This is a genomic window from Melioribacteraceae bacterium (assembly GCA_019638015.1).
Lineage (GTDB): Bacteria > Bacteroidota > Ignavibacteria > Ignavibacteriales > Melioribacteraceae > JAHBUP01.
Map to the genome: position 1 here is coordinate 3282540 of JAHBUP010000001.1, position 24872 is coordinate 3307411.

Here is a 24872-nt window from a genome sequence, read left to right on the forward strand (position 1 = left end):
CATCTAAGGGTCTTTTATAAATTTGGCGGGCGCAGCCAAAGTATCTTTCTTCGTTTTCAAACTATCAACGAAAACTTCTTTTTTGGGCAATTGTGAATTTTTTCTTTTATTAGTGATACTGTCAGGGAAAGCAACATCATCATCTATTTGGTTGTTTATTAAAACCGTATCCTTTCTGGTCTTTAAACTATCTAGGTACGCCTCTCTCCTTTTGGCCTGCAAAATTCGTCTTTGAATTGCAATACTATCGGGAAAGGCTTCTTCATCGAGAAGAGTCGTTTTCGTTTGTGTTGAATCATCATTAGCTACGACTTTTTTCTCCTCAATCAATTTCTGTTCTTCAGCTTTTAATTTTTCTTCTTCTTGCTTTTTCCTTTTTTCAACTTCTGACTGATAATTAGTGTACTTATCAGAAACAGCCTTGGCATAATTAGTAGTTTTAAATCCATCAACTAATTTACCATATGCAACCGCGGCTGAATCATACTGTTTCAAATCATTTTCGAATATAACTCCTATGTGCATTAAAGCTTTGGGTACTAAAGGTGAGGAGGGATTATCAGCAATTAATTTTCTATACTCATCTATCGCCGCCTGATAATTTCCATTATAATAAATTTCCTCAGCTTTGCTGTATGCTCTCTCAGCAGGATCCGTATCTTGAGATAATATTTTCTTCTCTTCCTTTTTTAATAAACCAAGTTTTTCTCCAGCAGCCGACCACAAAGGATGTTTTTCATATTTATCATATATAATTTGATAAAGACTATCCGCTTTTACACTATCATCCAATGTTTCATAATAGGTACCAAGCGCAAATAAAGCTTGTACCATGGCCGGTTTATCGGCATAATCTGTGATGGTTTTGTTGAAATAATAGTATGCCGAATCTAAAACTTCCAGTTCAGAGAAAAACAGATTACCCAAATCGTAATAATCTTGTGCTATAAAGTACTTCAATGTGTCAACCGAGTAGTTTAATTTAGCGGGTTGCTTTAGTAATCCTAGTGCAATTTGTTGTGCTGGTGTCAGAACGGTGTTTTTATCCTTTGGATCGATCTGTAATTGAGACATCTGCTGTTGAGGGTTCTGCTGGAATTGTTGTGCTTGATTTTTCTGCTGTTCGGCAATTTTTTCCTGTTCGGCCTGGTATTCCCTGTAAGCAAAAGCATAATCAATTGAATCGCGAATGAAACGATCAGGATTTACATTATACTCAAGTTGTAAAAAACTCGCATTTATTTTTGTATGAACTGTGGTAAACTTTTCAAAATTTCTTACTCTTTTAATCACTTCGGCTTTTTGTTCTGCCGGGATAAGTGACAAGACAGCTTTATTGTAATACTTTAAGGTGCTATCATAATCACGGTAATACTTTTCATAAATCTCCCCAATTTTGGATGAAGCAATTCCTCCTGTAGGTTTGTTTTTATAGACCGAGTCAACCTCCACAAATAATTTGAATGCGGTTTCATACTCCTCGGTTTCAATGTAAATCTGCCCTAGTTCAATTAAAATTTCATCCAAATAATTTACAAACTTTCCCTCATTGCTCAATTGAACAAATTCTTTTTTACTATCATCTACTCTATCAAGTTGTTTTAACAATTTAGCATATTCTAACCTGCTTCTATATTCCGTTTCAAAAGTAGGTGAATAATCAAGTACTTTTTTATATGAATTGAGAGCTAGATCGTTCTCATTAATTTTTTGATAAATATTTCCTAATTGGAAGTACACCAGCGCACGCATCTCATCATCATCCGTGTGCTCTAAATAATTATTAGATTCAGTGATCGCATTAGAGTATTCATTTCTAAATAAATAAAAACTTATTTTGGTTATCACTGCTTCATTAAATAGTTCATCATCTTCAATTTCAAGCGCTTTCGTTTTAACTTCATCTAAAAGTTTAATGCCAATATCAAATTCTCTGAGCTGAAGATGTGTTTTAGCGAGCCATATTTTATTTTGATCGGAGAAATCATTTTCGCCTAAACCAGAAAGTTCAATAAACTTTCTTTGCGCTCGCGCATATTCCTGTTGATAATAAAGAGCTTTCCCTGTCATGAATAAGGCGTTAACGAAGAATGAGGATTCTTGATCATACTGTAAAATCTTTGAACATTTTTCAATAACTTTTTTGAGATTTTCAGCTACGCTTCCAGTCATTACACCAGGTTGACTAGCAAATTGCTGTTGATAACCAGCGCCTTGCCCTTGCATTCCCATCTGTCTCTGTTGTTGCTGTTGTAAAGTTGGATTTAAGTTTTGTGAAGTATTTCTGTTTGTTGTTTGATCTTCCCTAAAGGCAAATATATCGGTTTTGTTTTTAAGGATTTCTTCTTCTGTTTGATCAAATAATGATTTGGCATTGTAGTAAGTGTTGAAGTAAGTAGTGAAATCCCGCCACATACCACAACCTGTCATAATTAAAGAAACAACAATAAAGGATGAGAACAAAAATAGTTTTTGAATGATTGTAGCTTTCATAATTTTCAATTTAATGTTAGTAAAAAGTATAAACTATTATAAGTTCCTCCTTATTTAAAGTGCTTCGATGCCAGATTCATCAGTTCTGATGCGTATTGCGTCTGAAATTTCTGAAACAAATATTTTACCATCCCCAACCTGTCCAGTTTTCGCAATTTTTAATATTGCTTCAATTGATTTTTCAGCAATATTGTCTTCCACTACCAACTCAATTTTTATTTTAGGAACAAACTCAATCTCGTACTCATTTCCCCTGTAAGTTTCCTTATGCCCTTTTTGCCTGCCATAACCCCTAACTTCTGTAATGGTCATTCCACGAACCCCTAATTCCAGTAAAGATTCTTTTACCTCATCCAATTTAAATGGGCGAATGATAGCTTCAATTTTTTTCAAAATATCCTCAATAAAATTTAAACGCCGTGACAGTGCTTGTATTTTTTACCACTGCCGCAGGGACAGGGCTCATTTCTACCTACTTGCTTTTCAACTCGAACGGGCTGATGTTTCGCCGAAGCAGCCCCTTCACCCATTCCAGAAGAAGATTTGTAACCTAAATTATCGGTATCATCTTTTATAGCTCTAAGTCTTTGAGCCGGAGCGATTCTTCTCTCTTGAACTTCGGAAGGAGCTTGCGGCCAAAATTTAAAGCAGAATGATACAACTTCATCTCTAATTTCATCTAATAATGTAATGAAGAGGTTATATGCTTCACCTTTATATTCCAGCAAAGGATCTTTTTGACCGTAGGCTCGCAAACCAATACCCTCTTTTAGGTCATCCATTTCTCTAAGATGTTCTTTCCATTTTTCATCGATAACACTTAAGAAAGCATATCTTTCTAATCTAGCCATCAAGTCACTGCTTAACATCTCCTCTTTGCGGGTATAAAACTCATTTGCCGCTTCAATTAATTTATCTCTGTATCCTTCTTTACCAAGATCAACTATTACCTGAGGTTCTAATTTTATATCCAGTAATAAATTTTGTAATAGTGCTGAATGAATGAGTTCAATCTCTCCATTCTCATAATACTTTTCAATGGTATTTTCTATATACTCTTCTAAATATTCTAATACTTCCCCCTTTAATCTTTCTCCCTCTAAAGCTTTTTTTCTTTTTGAATAAATAACCTCGCGCTGCTGATTCATAACATTATCAAACTCTAAAAGACGTTTTCTAATTGCAAAGTTATTTTCTTCAACCTTTTTTTGAGCGCGGCTAACCGATTTCGTAATTAATGGATGCTGAATTGCCTCCCCCTCTTCCATTCCTATTTTACTCATTACACTCGTAATTCTATCTGTACCAAACAATCTCATCAAATCATCTTCAAGTGAGATATAAAACTTTGAAGTACCGGGATCTCCTTGTCGGCCAGACCGACCTCTAAGTTGGCGATCAATTCTTCTTGATTCATGGCGCTCGGTTCCAAGAATATATAAACCGCCTGCGTCTTTTACACCTGCGCCCAATTTAATATCTGTACCTCTACCTGCCATATTAGTTGCAATTGTAACTGCCCCCGGTTGCCCCGCGAATGCAACAATTTCTGCTTCACGTTGATGCTGTTTAGCATTTAAAACGTTATGAGCCACGCCCTGGCGTTTCAGCATTCTGCTTAAAGTTTCAGAGACTTCGACACTGGTTGTACCAACTAATACGGGGCGTTTTTGTTCTTTCAACTCTTTAATTTTTTCGAGCACGGCATTATACTTTTCACGCTTGGTACGATAGATGGCGTCATCGTCATCGTCACGGGTAATTGGTTTATTCGTTGGGATTACATTTACTTCAAGCTTATATATTTGGAAAAATTCACCCTCTTCAGTTTCTGCGGTTCCGGTCATTCCTGCTAATTTTTTATATAGGCGGAAATAATTCTGAAGAGTAATAGTAGCAAGAGTTTGAGTATCTCTTTCAACCTTTACATTTTCCTTTGCTTCAATTGCTTGATGAAGACCGTCAGAATATCTTCTTCCCGGTAAAATTCTTCCAGTAAACTCATCAACAATAGCAATCTTTCCATCTTCTGTAACTACATACTCATCATCTTTTTCAAATAGTGTATATGCTTTTAAAAGCTGATTAATGGTATGAATTCTATCTGAGCGTTCAGCATATATATGATAAAGTTCATCCTTCCTTTTTAATCTTAATTCTTCATCAGTAATTTCATTTTCGATCCTACTAATTTCGGTACCAAGATCGGGAAGCACAAAGAAATCTTTTCCTTCGGCAGAACCGGTTGCTAGTTCTTCCCTTCCCTTTTCAGTTAAATCCATTTGATTATTTTTTTCTTCAATAGAGTAATAAAGCTCCTCATCAATTTCAGGCATTCTCTTGGCGTTTTCTCGAAGGAAATCCAATTCTGTTGATTGCATTAATTTTTTATTCTCTGGTTCGGATAGCAATTTCATTAATGCTTTGCTTTTAGGGAATCCTCTATTTGCTCTCAATAAAAGAATACCTGCTTTCTCTCTATCTTTTCCATCCTGGCTTTGAAGAAGTGTTTCTGCTTCTTTAACAATTTGAGCAACTAAGTTTGCTTGTTTTCTGAATAATCTTTCAACACGAGGTTTCATCTCATCAAATTTGTGATCGGTAGAACCAACAGGACCTGAGATAATAAGAGGAGTTCTAGCTTCGTCAATAAGAACAGAATCCACCTCATCAACAATAGCGTAGTTATGTCCTCTCTGAACACAATAAGCTAAATCGCTTGCCATATTATCGCGGAGATAATCAAAACCAAATTCATTATTAGTACCATACACAATATCGCAGTTATATACTTTTTTGCGTTCCTCTGAATCCATAGTATTAAGTATGCAGCCAACGGTGAGGCCATGAAACTTAAAAACCTCTCCCATCCACTCACTATCTCGTTTTGCTAAATAATCGTTCACGGTTACGATATGTACACCACGACCGGTTAGCGCATTTAGATAAATAGGCAGTGTAGCAACGAGGGTTTTTCCTTCACCAGTGGCCATTTCAGCAATTTTACCTTTATGAAGCACCATTCCGCCAATTAGCTGAACATCGTAGGGAACCATATCCCAATTTATTTTATTGCCCGCAGCATCCCAAGATTTGCCCACAAGTCGCCGACATGTATCTTTAACAACAGCAAAAGCATCAACCATTAAATCATCCAACACTTCTTCATATTTAGCATCAAGCTCTTTTTCCAACTGGTCAATCTTTTCGTGTATTGAATTTTTATCTTCCTGGATCGCATTATCACGCAATTTTGCTTTTAGCTCATTCAATGGTTCTAAAATATCTCTAACAGAATCACGAATGACCTCTTTAAATTCGACAGTTTTAGCTTTAAGCTGTTCATCAGAAAGGAGGGCAAGAGTTGCATTAACTTCATTTATTTGACTTACAATTGGCCAAAAATTCTTTAATGCGCTCTCGTTTTTATCACCAAAAATCTTCTTTAATAAGGAACCAAACATCAATTTCTCCAACTTTTTCGGGGTAGAAAGTTATAAATATGGGTTTTGAAATGCAATGAAAGTAAATTATCACCTAATTACATTACTGGCCGTTTTTACTTAATTACAGATTAATTGTTTCTAAATTTAATCTAATTTATCTCAATTGTGCATTTTAGTTAAAGTAGGTTTATTTTTACTCTCGAATTATAAATGAGAGCCTTTTGCCTGAATCTAAAGCTGAGTTATCCAATAATTTAGTTCGAAAATTGATTGAATTATCAGAGGGGAAAATCTCTCCAGATAATCTCGAATTGCTAATTGATTCGTTGGAATACGAGACTTCAAAATTTCATTTTGATTCTTCCGCCGAAGCCAATCTCATAAGAATATTTAATTCCATTTTTGATATTACTTCGTTTCTATCCGATTTGATTAAGTACCCACATCAAATAGAAATTTTGACAGCTATAGCATCGAGCAGTAATTATTTAACCGACATTGTGGTTCGAAATCCCGAATATCTGTATCAGGTATTTGAACGGAAATATTTGACCGAGACAGTGACATCCGGCAATATCGAATTTGAAATAAAAGAGGGGATCGAGAAGTTCAACTCGTTCTCTGCTCAATTAAATTTTTTACGACAATTTAAAAAACGTACTACTTTAAAGATTGGAATAGCCGATATTCTTGGCATTTTAGATATCAATCAAATTACTTCAAGCATTTCTGCAGTGGCAAATGCTATTAACGCAAAACTGTTTTCATTATGTTATGATGAAGTACTCAACAAGTATGGATTAAAATTTGTATCGAATAGTTACGCACTTTGCTCCCTCGGTAAATTAGGCGGAAATGAACTTAATTACAGTTCAGATATTGATCTTATTTTGTTTTATGACCACAACACTAATTTTGCCTCCATAAAAAAAGAATATCATGAATTACTCATAGAAGCTGCAGAATTGTATATAAAATCATCTACCGCAGTTACGGATCGTGGATTTATTTATCGTGTTGATTTTCGGCTCAGACCCGATGGGAAATTTTCCCCTCTTTGTAAATCGATTTTTGATTACATGAGGTATTATGAATCGAGAGGCGAAGATTGGGAAAGACAGATGCTGATCAAATTAAATTTTATTTGCGGTGACAGAAAACTATACAATAAATTTTACGACTTTATAACGCCCTATATTTATCCCTCCAGTTTTTCCTCTTCAATTAAAGAAAAAATCCGGCTGATGAAGCAGAATATTGAGCGACATAATCCGGATAAAGGAAACATTAAGACATTTAGTGGAGGAATTAGGGATATCGAATTTACTGTTCAGGCGCTCCAACTTTTAAATGGCGGTAAAAATCCTGTTCTTCGAACAGGGAATACAATTGAAGCTATGCGAAAGCTCACACAATTTAAGCTATTGAAAACAGATGAGCAGGATACTTTCATAAACGCGTATTCATTTTATAGAAAGATTGAACACTTTCTACAACTAATGAATGATACACAGACCCATCTAATTCCCGAGAACAAAGATTTAATTAGAAAAATCTCTCTCTATACCAATTTTATTAATGAAGATGAATTTATTTCCCAGCTGGAACTCTACCGCAAAAAAGTAAGAATGATTTATGATGCCATTCTTTCAAATGATAGCGAAGTTAATAAGAGCAGTATCGAATCGATCCAATTTAAAGACAGAATAAAAGCCGATAAGAATTTTAGATTTCTCCGAACGGGAATTGGAATAATTGATCGTAAAGAATTTGATTCTCGTACAATCGAATCATTTTTAATGCTTGAAAAATCTTTAATAAAATATTTAACTAAATCTGCATCACCAGATAAAGTATTAGAAAATCTAGTAAAAGTGATTCGCTCTACAAAATTTGTTGGTATCTGGTATAGTGAATTCAGATCCTCTAAAATATTTAATGATTTTTTGCGCACTTGTGAATTCAGTCAAAAAGCAATTGATCTTTTATCAACCAATAAATTGGTAGAAGAATTTTTTCTTTCCGGAAATGCCTACCAAAAGTATCCTGAGGATGAGATTCCTAATTATTCATCTTCCGAAATTATATTCTTGTGCAGTTTTCAATTTGGTTTGGGTTTAATTTCACAGCAAAAATTATCCAATTGGCTTGGTTTGTTTGTTGACAGCAAAATCAAGCAATGTAATAAACCCGATTATTGCAAATATTTTATAGGCGCAATGGGAAGCTATGGAACATCAAGTTTGAGTTTCTCATCAGATATTGATTTAGTTGTTGTAGCCGAAACCGTGGAAGGATTTCCTCTAATCCAGTCTGATTTTCAAAATTTTCTTAATGAAATAAAAAAGCTGTTGTTCCCATTTCAAGTTGATTTTAGGCTTCGCCCAGAAGGAAATAAATCCCCTTTGGTAATCGATATTTCCAATTACGATAGTTATTTGTCGGAAAGGGCAAGATTGTGGGAATTTCAATCTCTAATTAAATTGAGATTTGTGGATGGCGATAAAGAACTTTATACCAAACTTAATAAGTTGATTAGAAAACATTTTAACAGATTCGAGAGTAATCATATTTCCAGAGAAATGTTAAGTATGTACAAACTTATCCAATCACAGCAAATAAAAACGAGCGGCTCAGGTGTAAATATCAAAAAAGATCGCGGCACATTAATGACAATCGATTTCATTGTTCAATCTCTGATCTTTAAAAACAAAGCAATTTTAAAAGATGTTATTGGCAAAAGTACTCCTTCAGTATTTAATAAAATAAAGAGAGTTACCTCAGAGGCTGATGTTAAAACTTTATATGCTCATTACAAATACCTTAAAAAGATAGAGATCGTGATTCAGAATTTATTTAATCTCGACAATACCTTGATCCCACAGGATGCAGATAAAAGGAGCATTATTTCAAAGTCATTAAAGCTTAATAACTCGCAAATACTTGTTGATGATATTGCCCGCATAACTAAACATAATAATTTACTTTTTGATAAATATGTCAATTAAGAGAATAGATTTACCGAAATTATTTCCTTTAGCAAGCGGATTATTGGTATTTATTATTTATCTATTTACACTCGCGCCTTCAGTTATTCAGATTGATTCGGGTGAACTCGCGGCTGTTCAAGCTACACTTGGCATCGCGCATCCAACCGGTTATCCACTCTTCACTGTTCTAGGTTTTTTGTTTCAATTGATTCCAATACCGGTTACAACAATTTATAAATTGAATCTACTTTCCTCTGTTTGGTCTGCACTGGCTGTTGCTACGTTTTCAGTATTTGTATTTGATGTACTAAAATATGTGTTGTCGAAGCAGTCAGTAAATAAACGGGAAAAGTCAAAAGAGACTACTATAAATCAAACAGTATTAATATTTATATCGGTTGGCTCAGCATTAATAATGGGATTGGGCAAAACTTTTTGGATGCAGTCTACTTCTGTTGAGGTTTATTCACTTCAAACCTTTTTATTTAGTTTGATTCTGCTCTTTTCATTTAGAGGATTTTCAAATACAGTTGACAAGAACTGTTGGATTATATGCGCTTTTGTTATTGGGCTTTCCTTCTCAAACCATATGACAACTATTCTTACATTACCCCTTGTTATTGGTCTCTGGTATATTCAGACTAATCACATTGGGAAGAAATTGAATAAGTTATTATTTTTTATCGTCATTGTTATCTTAACTGCCGGACTCTTTTACTCCTATTTACCATTACGGTCAGTTTTCCAGCCCTATTTTAATTGGGGGAACCCAATTAATTTTGAGAATTTCTTGCGTCATATCTCCGGTAAACAGTACCAGATTTGGCTATTCAGTTCATTCGAATCGGCCCAAAAACAGTTTAGTTTTTACGTATCAAATTTTAGAAATGAATTTGTTTATACCGGAATCATAATTGGATTAACGGGAATTGTAAGAATTGCTATTCTGAATTTTAAGCTTGCAATGATTTTAATAAGCACATTTTTGATTTCAATTCTTTATACCATCAATTATGATATAGCAGATATTGATTCTTACTTCCTTTTTTCGTTTATGATTTTTTCCCTTTTTGTTTCATTCGGATTGGTTTATTTATTTATTTTTTTATTTAACAAGATAAAAAACGAAACCGCAACTATCTCTTTGATTTTATCTTTTGCAATTCTTCCCCAATTAACTAATTATAACGCGGTTAACCAGCGCAGTAATTATGTATTTGAAGACTATACAAAACTCATATTAAATAGTGTTGAGCCAAACTCATTAATATTTTCATACCAGTGGGATTATTTTATTTCCCCCTCCTATTACTTTCAAAAAGTTGAGAACTATAGAAATGACGTTATTGTAATTGATAAAGAACTACTCAGAAGATCATGGTATTTAAACCAATTAGAAAATAATTATCCAGAATTATCCTCACAAATAGAAAAGGTACAAAGACCTTTCATAAAATCTCTAAAACCATTTGAAGCTGGTGAACCGTTTAATGCTGAATTGATAGAACAGAATTATAGAAGATTAATGACTAAGATTGTCGAGTCACGACTTCCAAATTCTTATATAGGAATTGAATTAATTCAGAATGAAATGAGTAGGGGTGAGTTTAATTTACCTGAAGGGTATACCGTGGCTCCTCACTTATTTTTATTTAAGGTAATTAAAGAAGGAGAATATTTACCCGCACCCGATCCCAATTTTAGCATCAGATTTATTGAAAAAAATGACAGATATACAGAGTTTATTAGAAATACTATTGCAGGAATGCTAATTTACCGTTCGATGTATGAAATTCAGTTTAATAATATTGCTCAAGCTAAAAAATACATACAAAAGGTTAGAAAGGAATTCCCCGAAATAAATATCCCAAATGATCTTTTACAAAAAATTAACCAGACAATTTATTAATCTAACGTTTCAAAGAGAGCTTTCTTACGATCTGGAGTTATTTCCTTATCAGTTAAAAATGATTGCAGAGTTACGTCAACCTGCTGAATAATTTTTTTCTTAAAAAATTTTGGGGCATAAACCGAACCATCAAGCATATATAATCTTTTAGTATCGTTATCATAGAATGTATAATTAACAAATGGTCCACCCATTGTAGCATCCGACATTACCCACAAACCTTGAGTCATCAGCGCATATCTTTTCAAGAAATTAGTCTCTTGAATAGAGTAATAATCATCAGCGATTCTAACAAAGCCGGAATCATCCGAAGTTCGATAGTATTTCTGAGTTAATCTATTTCTAATAGCATTAATAGAATCTTTGTGAAACAATGATGGTGAAGCGTTTTCTATCCAATGCACAAAAATCCATCTCTCAACTTCTGTACCCGCACCTCTTCTCAGCCAAACAAAATTGTCTTCCTTTTTATTTAAGGCAATAGAAAAATCGGCTTGAACATAGATCATCCAGCCATAATCTTTTAACAGCTGTGCTTCAATATCTTTACGTTCATACTTTTCATTATATAAACTTGCAAAAAGTCTTTTATCAGAAGCTTTTTGGAAATAATAAATCAAATCTTGATGAGAATTCAGAATATTATTTTTAAGTTTTTCGAGATTAGGAGAAGTAAGAATCATTACTAGCTGATTTTTTGCCCAAACATCATGTTTATTGATTACAGAAACAGAATCATTCATTACCAGTAACCTGACATCTTCGGTGAGCATGTTACCAACTATTTTAGAAACTTGGTGAAGAGTATCTAATGGGGCAATAAAAAGAATATTTTTAAATTTTCTATATTGTTCAAATTGTGAAACGTCTTTTCGTACCAGATTAAACAAGACCTCGGCTTGAGGAGTATATATGACTTTATTAAAAACCGTTAAGAGTGAAGCTTCGAGTTCATAAAAATCTGATGAATCCGCAAAAACAATTATCTCATCATCAGAGCCCCACGCATTTTTATTCTCGCCCCCACATGATAGAAATAAAAATCCACTTACTGAGATAAGAATTGTAAATACAAAGATTTTCTTATAGTACATTTTCATTTGTTCTATTTTTAATTAAAATCAATTTGGTACGTAAGGTAAAACCAAATTCAGATCAGGGAGCCATAGTGAATATAGCAGCCACATTACAATTCCAATTGATACTGGGATGGTAACATTGTCATCTGCCCAGCTACCCGAAATATTTTCGGCAAGTGCGCCAATTCCAACTGCAATAAATCCTATAAGATATTCTTGAAAAGAACCGGAAATTTTTGGTGTAAAAAGAATCACCGCACAAGAAAAAACGAAAAACGCTAGAGTCCCCTCTAAACTTTTAAAAAGGAATTTTGTTCTTCCAAATCTTCTACCGATCAAAGCCGCTGCCATATCGCCGACAATTAAAACCGCAAAGCCGGCAATTGCAAAAATTTTAGGGAATAAAAAGATCACTAAAACCGCAGAAATTAAAACGTAAGTCGCACCACTTAGATTTTTTTTCTTTGAATCTTTCTCATGATTACGCATCATAAATCCAAAGATTTTATCAATAAAACCCTGTAGCGGTTTTGAGTAGTACCGTCCATAATCGATCATTAATGAGAGAAGAGCCATTGGGAACAAAATACTAAGTGTTGTTTCCTTAGTAAGGAAATAGTAGCCAATAGGAATTGAAAGCGAACAGAGATGCACTAACTTTCTAAGAATCTCGCTTTTATAATCAATGGTTGCTCTTTCACTAGTTGTCATTTACACTATCGGTACTATTTTCAGTTTCTCTTTTTTTCTTTTCCTCAATTAAATCTTTAACATGCTCAGGTAGTTCATCAGCCACTGGAGTTTCGGTACCATTTTTCTTAACCGGAGGCAATTCGATACCATGCATTATCTTATCTATTTCCTCGCTATCCAGAATTTCTCTTTCGAGTAATTCTTTTGATAGTTTATGAAGCATCTCCACATTTTCAGAGAGAATTTTTTCGGCTCTATCCATACATGAAACAACAATTTTTTTCACTTCTTCATCAATTTGCTGAGCAATTTGTTCACTGTAATCTTTATGCTTGGTAATTTCTCTGCCTAAAAAGATTTCTTCTTCCTTTGTTCCATAAGCAAGTGGACCCAATTTTTCACTCATACCCCATTCACAAACCATTTTACGAGCGATACTTGTAGATTTTTCAATATCATTACCTGCACCGGTAGTAAAACGGTTAAATATTAATTTTTCGGCAGCTCTTCCTCCCATAGCATAGGTTATCATAGCCTCTAAATAATTTTTAGAATATGTATGCTTTTCATCAACAGGAAGGTAAGTAGTAACACCCAACGCTCTGCCTCTTGGAATAATTGTAACTTTGTGAACCGGATCAGATTCTGGAATCATTTTTGCAACTAAAACGTGACCTATTTCATGATATGCAGTAATTCTTTTTTCATCTTCGGAGATTATTAAACTTTTCCTCTCCATTCCCATCATTACTTTATCTTTGGCTTCCTCAAAATCCTCCATCATAACTTTCTTTTTATTCTTACGGGCGGCAAGCAATGCGGCTTCATTGACAAGATTAGCCAATTCTGCACCGGCTAATCCTGGTGTTCCTTTAGCTAAAACTGAAAGATCAACATCGGTATCGAGAGGAATTTTCCTAGTATGAACTTTCAAAATACCTTCTCTTCCTTTAACATCGGGGCGGTCAACAACTACTTGTCTGTCGAATCTGCCTGGGCGTAATAATGCAGGATCGAGAACATCAGGTCTGTTAGTAGCAGCAATAATTATTACACCACTATTTTGTTCAAAGCCATCCATTTCAACAAGAAGTTGATTTAGAGTCTGTTCTCTCTCATCATGTCCACCACCCAAACCAGCACCACGATGACGCCCAACAGCGTCAATTTCGTCAATAAAAATAATACATGGTGCGCTTCGTTTCCCCTGCTCAAATAAATCACGTACACGGCTGGCACCTACACCAACAAACATTTCAACGAAATCGGCGCCAGAAATTGAGAAAAACGGAACGCCAGCTTCACCAGCAACGGCACGGGCCAATAAAGTTTTTCCTGTTCCTGGAGGGCCCAATAGCAATACGCCCCTTGGAATTTTACCGCCAAGTTTTTGAAATTTTGAAGGTTCCCGCAAAAATTCTATAATTTCCTGAAGTTCTACTTTTGCTTCATCTGCACCGGCAACATCTTTAAATGTTACCTTAATTGATGATTCGGATATTAACTTGGCTTTACTCTTACCAAAATTAAAAATGCCTCGAGTACCACCTGCACCTCCCCCCTGCATTCTTCTAAAAAAGAAAACCCAAATAACAATCAGAAGTATCCAAGGAATAAAACCAATAAGAATTGTCATCCATTCATTAGATTCTTTTGCGAATGTATATTTTACATTTTTTTCATCCCAGATCTTTTTCTGATCGGCCAAATCTTCAGCTACAAGGGTAACAGTAAAATTTTTAAGATTTTCGTAACGACCTTTTATCATCAATTTTTCATTTTCTTTAAGAACGCCTTCTAATCGGTAATCATTAATATCTGATTTAATAATTTTTGCTTCTGCAATTTTATTAGAATCGAGAAGCGAGGAGTAGATATCATAAGTTATCTCAACTGAAGTTGGAGTACCTGTTTTCATTAATTGCATAATAATAACGGCGGCAATAATAACAGCGCCCCAGCTAAAAACAGTCTTAATTATTTTACTCCAATCGAAATCTCCATCTTGTTTCGGACCATCCCCGAAACCTCTTTTTTTCTTATCTTGATTTGAATTCTTATCATTCTCCGCCATAAACCACTTTCCATTAATATTGGACATTTTTTTATAACTCCCTTAATCGCTTAAAACATAAATGGACTTTAAATTACGGTACTTCTGGGCATAATCGAGGCCGTATCCAATCACAAATTTATTTGGAATTTCGAAGCCAATATAATCAATTTTGAGGTCATATTTCAGCTTCTCAGGCTTGAACAGAAGGGTTACAATTTTTACGCTGGCCGGGTTATGCTGCTTTAGTAATTTTTCTATATAATTAATTGATAACCCGGTATCAACAATATCTTCAACAATTATAAGATGCCTATCCGAAATATCCGCATTCAAATCCTTTAGCAGCTTTACATCGCCAGATGAAATCTTTTCGTCACCGTAACTTGAAAGTTTAAAGAAATCCATCTCACAATTTATATCCAGATTCTTGACTAAATCGGCCATGAACATAAAAGAGCCATTTAGTACACCAATAATAATTGGAAGTTTAGTTTTATATTCTTCCGAAATTTGTTTGCTAAGTTCTTTAATTCTGGCCTGGATAGTTTCTTCTGTTAAATATTGCACAAACTTTTCCGTTCCTATAAGTATTTCATTTTGTTTTTCCATTTTCAACCAATTCTAAGTTTATAAATTTTTTCTGTTTGATCGGTAATTTTAAACCTGTCATCAATTCTAAAACCAACAACCCAAACAATATTATCGCCATTCAGTAAAACCAAAGATTCTTTTTTTTTTGCAGCAGCAATCTTCTGATCAGTTAAAAAATCGGACACCTTTTTTTTATTTTTCATTCCCAAAGGATAGAAGAAATCACCATCTCGCCAAGGTCTCACAATAAATTTTTGATTTAGTTTAGATGCATCAACTAATTCTTCGTTTCGACCTCTGGTAACTTTATTTTTATTATTTGCAATTTCCTCAATTTTCAGCTTAATACTATTAATTTGCGCTTCCATGCCAACAATTACGTCAACAGTATTTTCATCCCTTGAATCAGTTTTTGAAAAAGCAATTCGATCCTCTTCCCTAAAAGCAATCAACTTACCTGATAATAAAACCCTTTTCCCTTTTTGACTTACAGCAAGCTTTAATAATCTATCAATTTCCGCAGAGGATATCTCCACACCAATTTTTTTTATTGCTTCACGTAACAACAATCCGCCAGTAACCTGATCAAAATCTGAAATTAACCGCACCGGAAAATCAAAATTATTTTTAGAATAAGTTATCTCTTTCCGTATAATAAACGCAGCAACTTGATTTAGAATTCCATTTACATTCAACAAAAAATTGGTGGTACGAAAAACGGCGGCATCGAGAGAAGGATTCAAATTATCCTTTAATTTTGGGATAATCTCATTTCTCAAAAAATTACGCTTAAATTCTGAGGAATTATTCGATAAATCACTACAATACTCAATTGAGTGCTTTTTTAAGTAAGTAATAATTTCGTTTTTACTTAAACATAAAAAGGGACGAATGATATTTCCCCTTCTGATCGGTATTCCCGAGATACCCGCCACACCTGAACCTGAACAAAGGTTTAACAAGACAGTCTCGGTATTATCGCTTTGATTATGCGCAGTTATTATTTTGTTGCATTTATATTTGTGGGCAAAACTAGTAAGGTACTTATAGCGAAGCTCGCGTGCGGCTTCTTCAATTGATTGTTTATTTAATTTCGCTTCCTCAATAACGTTTAATTTTTTCGAGAAGAATTTAATGTCCAATGAATCACAAAATATTTTTGAAAATTTTTCATCTAATATGGAATCATTCCCCCTAAGCTGATGATTAAAATGAAGCGCGATTAGTTGAATATTATATTTTTTTTTGAATTTATTTAAAAAATTGAGGGCGAATACTGAATCGGGTCCGCCGCTAAACGCTACCAGTATTTTATCACCGTCTTGAATAAGATCATGTCTTTTGATAAATGAAATTACTGTTTGCTCTGTCTTTTTCATTTTATAAAATGATCTGGGATTATATCCTTGGCTTATTCAATAGAAAGCACTTCAAATTTGATAATTCCGGCAGGTACTTTGGCTTGTACTATTTGTCCCACTTTTACTCCCAATAAAGATTGACCAACAGGAGATGAAATAGCAATTTTGCCCTTTTCGAGGTCAGCTTCTTCAGGGGAAACTAGTGTGTATTTAAAAACCTTATTATTATTTAAATTCTTTACCGAAAGAGTGGATAGAATTTGTGTATGATCCTTCGGGAGGTTTGAAGTATCAACAATTTGAGCTTTTGAAAGTAGTTCTTCCAGTTTACTAATTTTTAATTCCAATAAGCCTTGTTCCTCTTTCGCCGCATCATATTCAGCATTTTCTGAAAGATCACCGTGAGATCTAGCTTCCGAGATTCTATCAGCCATCGACTTCCGCCCATTCGTCTTCAGATCAGTTAATTCCTTCTCTAATTCACGAATTCTTTCTTTGGTTAGATATACAAAATTTGACACGGTTTAACTCCTTTTAGTTATTAAAAAAAGCGAAGTGTTTTTCGCTTTAATTTTAAACAATAAAAAAAATTGCCGCTCTTTTATTAGCGGCAGCCCAAACTTATAAAAATTCACTTTGTTTTTCAATATAATTGCTTCCCATTCCAATATCTAATTCCTCGTCGTATTCACTTCATCAACCCTGCAAATTTTTCGAAAATTGCAGTATCGGCATACCAGTTCTTCTCTGTTTTCATGCATCGACAATGGAAATACACCTTCTGAAATTAAATTAACATAATCGGCAATGTAGTTTTTACTAATTTCAATAATCTGAGAAACTGTGACAGATTCTCTTTCCCCTTTTTCTTTTAATGAAACAACAATTGGTTTAAAGCTATCCTCAGAATATTTTAGAGAATAAATAATCATATCACCAGGTGAATAATCTAAATTTAATTTTTCCTTCAAAAGTTGCTGAGCAGCAAGCATATATATAGGCAATTGCAGCGAAATTCCATTCTTCAATTCAACCGCTTTTGGTTTTGTCCCGCTTAATTTGTAGTCAATAATGTTAAATGTCTTTAACTTATGATTGATATCTATCCTATCAATTTTGCCACGTAGCTTTACCCCATTTACATCAACCGCTGAATTATTTATTAGAGATTTGTCTGAATTATCACTTTTTAACTTACCGAAGCTCACCTCAAAAAATGAGGGCACAAAAGTGGGATCTTGCTCTCTTTCCTTTTCAACAAACTTATATAAAATAGAATCTTCAGGATTTCCATTTAATCCCATTAATTTTTCCTTTTCAAAAAAAGATAGGGTCGATTTAAAATTAATCTTATCAAATTCCTCTTCTGCAACCGAAAAAATAATTTTTAGGGCTTTACTAAAAATGGGTTGGGTACACCCTGCTATTAAAATCTCCTTCTCCCTAATTTTTTCATAAAATCGAAATAATATTTCATGAAGAAGTCTTCCCATTTCAATCGCTTCAATATCTTCACTTGGTTCCTCGAGTTCCTCAATATTCAAAACCCTCTCTATGTAAAACTTAAATGGGCATTTAGCGTAAGTCTCTAATTGAGTAACAGAAAATTGTTTCTCCTTAAATGATCTAAGAAGTTCATTTACTTCTGTATCTAATTCTTGATTATCCTGTTTTAGAAAGCCATTGTATGTTGAGGAAGTTCTGATCTCCCCGACTCTCATTTTATCTATTAATATCGAGCGTTCAATTTCCGGCTTGTTTGAGATTTCAAAATTGAACTGTTCTCTTTTTTCAAAATTACTACCAATAAATATTTGATAATCCTCTTCATCAAACAAAATATCTGTGGTTGGTTTAACAGAATCAATTTCAAATATTAAATCGAGTTCATTTAGGAATGAAGATTTAACTGTCTCCCTTCCCTCCCATGTCTTGGGATATGAAATATAAATTTTCTTTTTAAACGACATAAATGCGCTGAAAAATTTATATCGATCTTCGCATTGATGCATCTCGGCACTTTTCTTAAATGATTCAGTTTTAAATATCTCGGGGGAATACTTGGTTGGCAATTGACCGTCAATTAACCCGGGAACAAACAAATACTCATATTCAAATCCCTTTATTTCATCAAATGAAGTTACCTGCACTCCATAATTTGATTTTTCCTTAACATTATATCGTGCCCAACTGCATATTGTGCGTAATTGTTCCAGCATAAAACTGAATGAATGTTTCTTTTTTTCCCCCTCTTGAATTTCCAACAAACTAAAAACTTCAGAAATCGTTTCTAAAAATTTTCCAATCGATCTGATATTTTTTTCCTGATTAAAAGGTGATTTTAATAGTGCAATTGGGATTTTTAACTTTACTATCAGTTCTTCTAATAATTTATAAAATTCATCGTAGGTATTAGGTTTTTTAAAAGGTTCAACTACATTGTTAATTTTCTCAATATCTATAATTGCTTTTTCTAGCTTATCAATTTCGGGGGAATCCTCATTAGAATTACTAAAGCGAAGTGAGCTAATTTCATTTTGAATTGAGTTCACCCAGTTTTGATATCCTGTAACAATTTTTAGCTGTTCCGAAACTCTTAAAAGATTATGAGAATCGATATTCATTGTTTCCCAAAATCCACTTCCGAGCGATCTGAATACATTTTTGTAGTAAAAATCATTCTCTAGAATTTCGAGCGTACTAACAATTGCAGTTATTGGCACTGTGTTGGCGAGAAGAATTCTGTCAGTTAGATTAAAGGGAATTTTGTACTTATGAAAAATATCCCTAATAATGGGTGCATAATTTTGAATTAAATTAAATACTACGCAGATATTTGAAGGCTCAACACTCTCATAAACTATCAGCTGTTTTATTTCTTGAGCTATAAGTTCTATTTCCGTTTCTTCATCGGTGGCTTCAATTATATTTATAGTATTGGTTTTTCTCTTCCTCTTTAGTTTATTCATGTAAAAATTATTAACGAGATATTCGCGGAATGAATCTTGATTTTTTGCTGCAACTTCCCCCAAAAAGAAACCATTATTATCAAACTTCTCAATTACATTTTCTAAGTGTCCGAATAATTTTTTGTTTGATTTATTATAATCAATATTGATATAAAGCTCTAAAGAATCTATTTTTTTTAATATTGATAATAATTCAATTTCGGGGGAATTAAATGTTTGAAAGCCTTCGATAAGCACAGTTTTGACTTGTTCAAAAACAGTTTCAAATCCTGCTCTAATCTTATCATCATCAAGATTTAATAATTCGTTGTATACATCACCAACCTCAAACGAGTTTAGCTGTCGGCATTTACCGGTATACTCTTCATATAATGAAATAATATCGAGCGATTTTAGCTTTGCCGAACCAGCTAATTTATGACAATCTTCTTTGAGATAATTTGGACTAATGCCATGATACTTATATTCAGTAAATAAATTTTTAATTCTTTCAAGAGTACCATAAGGCAGTTCATTATGAAACTTCGAGAAGTAATTCAACTTCACAGAGTCGGCACACTGTTTAATCAGTATTGTAGATGCCGCTTCGCTCATTTCTGTAAATACTTTCGATTGTGCTAATAATTTAGAAGAAAGTGTGGCAAGAGTCTCAATGTTTATTTTAGAGCTCGCAAAATTTGGAAGTTTTTCGATTAAATCTTTTTTAAGAGATCTAGCTTTCCGATTGGTTGGAACAATCAACAAAATATTATCCAAACTATTTAGCTTTACCGCATTTTCCAGTAATAGTTTTGGATTTGGGTTTTTCGAAAAGTTACTGCTTATTATCATTTTTCTTTAATAATAAATCTCTGTACGAAGCTCTTATTTGTTTTGTTGTATCGAGATTTAAAACCTTAATAACATGATTAAATTGTCTTATTGCAGTACGTTTATTTTTTGTAAGCAGGGTTTCTAATTCTAAAAATTGCCCTAGTTTTTTCACTTTATCCAGATGGATTCTGGTATTCTTATAAACATATAAAATCCTTCTCTTTTCAACCAATATTTCAAAATTCAAGAATGTCTTTAGATAGTCCTGTGGAGCTTTACCTGTAATAGTCAAAATTTTATAGTCACTCCATCGGGTTCCCTTCTCGTCTCGATTGTATTTTATAAGTTCATAGCTTTCATTATTCTTGCGGAGTTTTAGCAATCCCTTCTTAATCTTAAAATAAAAATCTTTTTGATTGAGTACTCCCTTACTTTGGGCCCCTAACAAACTCAACTTATTTTCAATAGTGTTAATTGATTTTATAGGAAGTTTAATTTCTAAATTTACCGGCATATGCAACCTTTGATGTAAAATTCTTGTTTAAGATACAAATTTTATCCAGTTGATTTTAAAATAATAATAAATATCTTTGAGAAGCTATAAGCCGAGGTAAATATGAAAAAAATAATTTTGTTAATGATGTTCACTACCCTCTGTATTTCAGCACAGGGAATTGGACAATTAGCTCCGGAGAAACAACCGGAAATATTTCCCCAAAATAGTTGGGGTGTTGATGTAATGTTTGGAGAGGGAGGATTCGGTCTCGGCACATTTTTAAGACATTCATTCACCAATAATCTATCCGGTTTTGTTGATTTATCTTTGTCTGAAACCAAAGATGAACGAGAGATAGAATACATCGACTATTTCGGGAATACCTTTTCTCCAAACAAAATAAATAGATCATATCTCCTGCCAATAAATTTTGGAGCTCAGTATAGAATACTTTCAGAAACATTAACCGATAATTTGCGCCCATACATAACTGCGGGTGTTGGTCCAACGCTTGTAATTTATGCTCCCTATCTTGAAGATGTTTTTAGCGATTTAGCATACGCTAAAATTAAATATGCGGCAGGTGGTTATATTGGTTTTGGAGCAAATTTTGGGATAAGTAAATCAAATCTTGTTGGAATAAATGTCCGCTATTATCACACCTATATTTTTGGCGATGGTATCGAAAACTTGAAAGATGTTGTGCGAAATAACTTTGGTCATTTCTATATATCACTCAATCTCGGCGTAATGTACTAATTCCCGGTTTTACTATTTCCACTTTATTGTGCAGCCTATAGTGAAAGTCTCCGGGATAGATATTTCTTTACCGGAGAGCAATTCATTAATTGCATTTCTTAAATAATTCGAATTAACTCTCGATTCGTCTTGCCAATTATCATCTATCTTACCATGAAAAACTAATTCTCTTTTTTCATTAAAAAGAAAAACTTCCGGCGTGTGTGTGGCGCCGAATAACTTTGCAACTTCCTGTGTTTCATCCCGCAAGTAATGGAAATTAAATCCTTTTTCTTCGGCTCTTAATTTCATGTTGGTAAATGAATCTTCAGGGTAATTATTTTCATCATTAGAATTGATGGCAATAACAACTAAATTATCTTTGTAATCTGATGTAATTTTCTTAATTCTCTCTTCATACGCTTGAACATATGGACAATGATTACAGCTAAAAATCACGAGCATAAGTTTCGTTCCTTCAGCTTCTTTGACATTTACCTTTTTTCCATTCACAGAAAGTAGTTCAAATATGGGCATTGAAGATCCAAGTTTTAATTTTTCTGTTGCCATTCTATTATTCCTTCAAATTATTTTAACTAACTCAAATTTATTATTTTAAGATAGAAATTGTAACATTTAATCGGGATAAATGAATAATATTTTAGAAACCGCATTTATCGAGTATGAGAATTACTTGGAACACAATATTGATAGTGGTTTCATCCATTATCATCAACTAGTTGAGTATATGGAAAAATTAAAGGTAATTCCTTCATTTTCTTTAAAAGAACTTGGAAACTCGATTGAAGGGCAATCTATTTTTTGTATCAAATTTGGAACCGGCAGCAAAAGGATTTTAATTTGGTCCCAGATGCACGGTGATGAACCCACAGCCACGGGGGCATTATTCGATGTTTTAAATTTCCTAAATAAAAATCATAACTCAGATTTTGTAAAACATATCTCCACAAATCTCACAATTTCATTTATTCCAATGCTAAATCCTGATGGGGCTCAAAATTTTACCCGAGAAAATAAGTTAGGTATTGATATTAATCGCGATGCCCAAAGACAGGTTACTCCCGAATCCAGAATATTTTGGAAATATGTTGATTATTTTAAACCGGAATTCGCATTCAATATGCATGATCAGAATAGTTATTACAGCGCAGGAAATGGAGGAAAATCATCGGCTATATCACTATTATGCCCCCCATGCAATTACGAAAAAACTATTTCTGAAACCCGGATTAAAAGTATGCAGATTATTTGCGCAATCTTCAATTTGCTGAATAATTATATACCCGGACATATTGCTCGTTACTCAGATGATTATGAACCACGTGCTTTCGGTGATAAACTAATAGAAAAAAATGTATCCTCAATATTAATTGAATCCGGTTTTTATCCCGGAGATGTTAATAATAATTTTCTTAGAAAGTTAAATTTTATTTCACTTCTCTCTGCTTTTAATCAAATTATAATCGACAGCTACGCTCGCATTAATTATCAAGATTATTTTTCTATTCCAGAAAATGAGCGCCAACTATATGATATTATCCTGCGTAATGTTTTTGTTAATTTCAATAATTGCGATTACAAAGTAGATATTGGAATTAATCGAAATAAAAAATATGATAGGGTCGAACATAAATTTTATACCTTTTCAGAAATCTTTGAAATTGGAGACCTTTCCATATTTCGTGGAAATGAGGAATTTGATTTGGATGGATTTTATGCGGAACCCCTTACTATTTTAGATCAAGTTTTTGAAAGTATAAGTGATTTAAATAAACTAGACTTTGAAATATTACTAAAGAAAGGAATTGGCTACCTTGTGGTTTCCGCTCTTGATTACAATCAAAAATACATTAACTTACCTATTAATTTAGCTGACCAAATCAAAAAGATTGATAATTCAGTTAGCATTAAAAACTATGCTAATTTACGATTGACAAAGAATAATATAACCGAAGCTGTAGTATTGAATGGGTATTTTGTTAGTTTTGCCGGTGAAAATAAGATTAGCTTTAATAATGTAAAAAATGGAATAATAATTCATTAAATTTATCTTAACTAAGATTCGAAATAATTAATGCGTGCTATAAAAACCATATTATCTGATGAACAACTCAAGGAACGATATGCGGAATTTGAACTTGAGGCAGTTCCCCATATGGATGCCGTATATAATTATGCACTCAGAATCACCGGGAATGAAACTGATGCCGATGATCTGGTTCAGGAAACTTTTTTGAAAGCATTTCGGTTCTTTGATAAGTTCGAGAAAGGAACTAATTGCAAGGCATGGCTCTTTAGAATATTGAAGAACTCATTTATTAATGAGTATCGGAAAGAGATTAAAACTCCTAACAAAGTTGATTATGAGGATGTTCAGAACTTTTATGAGAATATTAAGTCCGAAGAGGTAGAAACCCAGCATATCGAGTATGATGCGTTCAATACTTTAATGGATGATGAGATTACTAAGGCAATTTCACAACTGCCAGAAGATTTTAGGACTGTAATCATCCTGAGTGATATTGAAGGTTTTACATATGAGGAAATTGCTGATTTTGTGGATGTTCCGGTAGGAACCGTGAGGTCGAGACTTCATAGAGCCAGAAAAATGCTCTATTCAACTTTGTATGATTATGCTGAAGACCGGGGCTATTTCAAAAATAAAAAAAGTAAGAAATAATGGAATTACAAGAGGAAATTACATCCTTTGTGGATGGTCAGTTGAATGATAAATATATCGCATTAAAAATGAAAAGATTGATAGATTGCGATCAAGAAATGAGACAAGAGTACGTTATTCAGAAATCAATCAAAAATCTACTTACAACCCGTTTTATGAATACAAAAACTCTACATTGCCCAATAGTAGATTATTTTCGAAAAAATAGATAGTTCCCCGATTCCCCCATTTTGAATCTCTAAATATTTGATTCTTAAAATTTAGTTTAATAATTTTACGCCGCTAAAAAATTTCCAACAAGAAGGCAGGTGATATTAGTTGGTAGGTATTACAGTTCAAGAAAATGAGAATATTGATAAAGCACTAAAGCGCTTCAAGAAAAAATATGAACGTTCTGGTATTCTCAAAGAATTTAAAAAAAGAACCTTTTTCGTTAAACCTTCTATTGAAAAAAGAATGAATACGATTAAGGCGAAAAGAAGAGCCTCACGCGAGCAGGCAATGCGTGATAGAAAAGGTTAATAAAAAACCCCCATT

19 protein-coding genes are annotated in these 24872 nt (G+C 33.5%); 7 read left to right on the plus strand and 12 right to left on the minus strand.

Annotated features, from left to right (window positions below):
• Positions 1-3: 3 nt before the first annotated feature.
• The 3 genes from KF816_14045 to secA are packed head-to-tail and all read right to left on the minus strand — an operon-like array spanning position 4 to position 5957.
• A complete protein-coding gene (locus KF816_14045) occupies positions 4-2493 on the minus strand; it encodes a tetratricopeptide repeat protein (protein ID MBX3009137.1) in 2490 nt (829 codons plus the stop codon).
• Between the two features lie 54 nt (positions 2494-2547).
• Positions 2548-2886, minus strand: a complete 339-nt coding sequence (locus tag KF816_14050; GenBank protein MBX3009138.1) for a P-II family nitrogen regulator — start codon at positions 2884-2886, stop codon at positions 2548-2550.
• Between the two features lie 17 nt (positions 2887-2903).
• Entirely contained in the window at positions 2904-5957 is a 3054-nt protein-coding gene (gene secA / locus KF816_14055; GenBank protein ID MBX3009139.1) for a preprotein translocase subunit SecA, read from the minus strand.
• A gap of 203 nt (positions 5958-6160) precedes the next feature.
• Here secA and KF816_14060 point away from each other — a divergent pair, with 203 nt between their 5' ends.
• Both KF816_14060 and KF816_14065 read left to right on the plus strand, forming a co-directional pair.
• Complete coding sequence (locus KF816_14060) at positions 6161-8947, plus strand: hypothetical protein (GenBank protein MBX3009140.1); 2787 nt, start codon at positions 6161-6163, stop codon at positions 8945-8947.
• Complete coding sequence (locus KF816_14065) at positions 8937-10838, plus strand: DUF2723 domain-containing protein (protein ID MBX3009141.1); 1902 nt, start codon at positions 8937-8939, stop codon at positions 10836-10838. Before KF816_14060 ends, KF816_14065 begins: the two co-directional genes overlap by 11 nt.
• Here the strand turns inward: KF816_14065 and KF816_14070 are convergent.
• From KF816_14070 to KF816_14105, 8 genes are all read right to left on the minus strand, one after another.
• Positions 10835-11932 carry a DUF4837 family protein gene (locus KF816_14070; protein ID MBX3009142.1) on the minus strand — a complete coding sequence of 366 codons (1098 nt, stop codon included), beginning with the start codon at positions 11930-11932 and terminating at the stop codon, positions 10835-10837. The genes KF816_14065 and KF816_14070 overlap by 4 nt on opposite strands.
• A gap of 27 nt (positions 11933-11959) precedes the next feature.
• On the minus strand, positions 11960-12628 hold the full coding sequence (locus tag KF816_14075; protein ID MBX3009143.1) for a dolichol kinase: 669 nt from the start codon (positions 12626-12628) through the stop codon (positions 11960-11962).
• Complete coding sequence (gene ftsH, locus KF816_14080) at positions 12618-14684, minus strand: ATP-dependent zinc metalloprotease FtsH (GenBank protein MBX3009144.1); 2067 nt, start codon at positions 14682-14684, stop codon at positions 12618-12620. The genes KF816_14075 and ftsH overlap by 11 nt, the downstream gene beginning before the upstream one ends.
• Before the next feature lie 42 nt (positions 14685-14726).
• Positions 14727-15275: a hypoxanthine phosphoribosyltransferase gene (gene hpt, locus KF816_14085; GenBank protein ID MBX3009145.1), complete on the minus strand. Its 549-nt coding sequence runs from the start codon at positions 15273-15275 to the stop codon at positions 14727-14729.
• Positions 15276-15277: 2 nt separating this feature from the next.
• A complete protein-coding gene (gene tilS, locus KF816_14090) occupies positions 15278-16636 on the minus strand; it encodes a tRNA lysidine(34) synthetase TilS (GenBank protein MBX3009146.1) in 1359 nt (452 codons plus the stop codon).
• 32 nt (positions 16637-16668) lie between these two features.
• On the minus strand, positions 16669-17139 hold the full coding sequence (gene greA, locus KF816_14095; protein MBX3009147.1) for a transcription elongation factor GreA: 471 nt from the start codon (positions 17137-17139) through the stop codon (positions 16669-16671).
• Positions 17140-17289: 150 nt separating this feature from the next.
• On the minus strand, positions 17290-20418 hold the full coding sequence (locus tag KF816_14100; GenBank protein MBX3009148.1) for an exodeoxyribonuclease V subunit gamma: 3129 nt from the start codon (positions 20416-20418) through the stop codon (positions 17290-17292).
• Positions 20402-20914: a class IV adenylate cyclase gene (locus KF816_14105; protein ID MBX3009149.1), complete on the minus strand. Its 513-nt coding sequence runs from the start codon at positions 20912-20914 to the stop codon at positions 20402-20404. The genes KF816_14100 and KF816_14105 overlap by 17 nt, the downstream gene beginning before the upstream one ends.
• Positions 20915-21016: 102 nt before the next feature.
• Between KF816_14105 and KF816_14110 the strand changes: the two genes are divergently transcribed.
• Positions 21017-21655, plus strand: coding sequence for a hypothetical protein (locus KF816_14110; GenBank protein ID MBX3009150.1), 639 nt, complete (start codon positions 21017-21019; stop codon positions 21653-21655).
• Between the two features lie 12 nt (positions 21656-21667).
• Here KF816_14110 and KF816_14115 read toward each other — a convergent pair whose 3' ends face one another.
• A complete protein-coding gene (locus KF816_14115; protein ID MBX3009151.1) occupies positions 21668-22204 on the minus strand; it encodes a thioredoxin family protein in 537 nt (178 codons plus the stop codon).
• Between the two features lie 79 nt (positions 22205-22283).
• Between KF816_14115 and KF816_14120 the strand changes: the two genes are divergently transcribed.
• The 4 genes from KF816_14120 (at position 22284) to rpsU (ending at position 24857) form a co-directional block, all read left to right on the plus strand.
• Entirely contained in the window at positions 22284-23699 is a 1416-nt protein-coding gene (locus KF816_14120; protein MBX3009152.1) for a hypothetical protein, read from the plus strand.
• A 30-nt stretch (positions 23700-23729) separates the two neighbouring features.
• Positions 23730-24335, plus strand: a complete 606-nt coding sequence (locus KF816_14125) for a sigma-70 family RNA polymerase sigma factor (GenBank protein MBX3009153.1) — start codon at positions 23730-23732, stop codon at positions 24333-24335.
• A complete protein-coding gene (locus tag KF816_14130) occupies positions 24335-24547 on the plus strand; it encodes a hypothetical protein (protein MBX3009154.1) in 213 nt (70 codons plus the stop codon). The genes KF816_14125 and KF816_14130 overlap by 1 nt, the downstream gene beginning before the upstream one ends.
• Before the next feature lie 106 nt (positions 24548-24653).
• Entirely contained in the window at positions 24654-24857 is a 204-nt protein-coding gene (gene rpsU, locus KF816_14135; GenBank protein ID MBX3009155.1) for a 30S ribosomal protein S21, read from the plus strand.
• The last annotated feature ends 15 nt before the right edge of the window (positions 24858-24872 follow it).

What these genes read in the sequence shown, in the direction of transcription:
- ftsH (MBX3009144.1), bottom strand. Translation starts at nt 14,684, where the DNA reads ATGGCGGAGAATGATAAGAATTCAAATCAAGATAAGAAAAAAAGAGGT.
- KF816_14115 (MBX3009151.1), bottom strand. Translation starts at nt 22,204, where the DNA reads ATGGCAACAGAAAAATTAAAACTTGGATCTTCAATGCCCATATTTGAA.
- secA (MBX3009139.1), bottom strand. Translation starts at nt 5,957, where the DNA reads ATGTTTGGTTCCTTATTAAAGAAGATTTTTGGTGATAAAAACGAGAGC.
- KF816_14130 (MBX3009154.1), top strand. Translation starts at nt 24,335, where the DNA reads ATGGAATTACAAGAGGAAATTACATCCTTTGTGGATGGTCAGTTGAAT.
- KF816_14075 (MBX3009143.1), bottom strand. Translation starts at nt 12,628, where the DNA reads ATGACAACTAGTGAAAGAGCAACCATTGATTATAAAAGCGAGATTCTT.
- KF816_14065 (MBX3009141.1), top strand. Translation starts at nt 8,937, where the DNA reads ATGTCAATTAAGAGAATAGATTTACCGAAATTATTTCCTTTAGCAAGC.
- KF816_14125 (MBX3009153.1), top strand. Translation starts at nt 23,730, where the DNA reads ATGCGTGCTATAAAAACCATATTATCTGATGAACAACTCAAGGAACGA.
- tilS (MBX3009146.1), bottom strand. Translation starts at nt 16,636, where the DNA reads ATGAAAAAGACAGAGCAAACAGTAATTTCATTTATCAAAAGACATGAT.
- KF816_14120 (MBX3009152.1), top strand. Translation starts at nt 22,284, where the DNA reads ATGAATAATATTTTAGAAACCGCATTTATCGAGTATGAGAATTACTTG.
- KF816_14070 (MBX3009142.1), bottom strand. Translation starts at nt 11,932, where the DNA reads ATGTACTATAAGAAAATCTTTGTATTTACAATTCTTATCTCAGTAAGT.
- hpt (MBX3009145.1), bottom strand. Translation starts at nt 15,275, where the DNA reads ATGGAAAAACAAAATGAAATACTTATAGGAACGGAAAAGTTTGTGCAA.
- KF816_14110 (MBX3009150.1), top strand. Translation starts at nt 21,017, where the DNA reads ATGAAAAAAATAATTTTGTTAATGATGTTCACTACCCTCTGTATTTCA.
- KF816_14045 (MBX3009137.1), bottom strand. Translation starts at nt 2,493, where the DNA reads ATGAAAGCTACAATCATTCAAAAACTATTTTTGTTCTCATCCTTTATT.
- KF816_14105 (MBX3009149.1), bottom strand. Translation starts at nt 20,914, where the DNA reads ATGCCGGTAAATTTAGAAATTAAACTTCCTATAAAATCAATTAACACT.
- KF816_14100 (MBX3009148.1), bottom strand. Translation starts at nt 20,418, where the DNA reads ATGATAATAAGCAGTAACTTTTCGAAAAACCCAAATCCAAAACTATTA.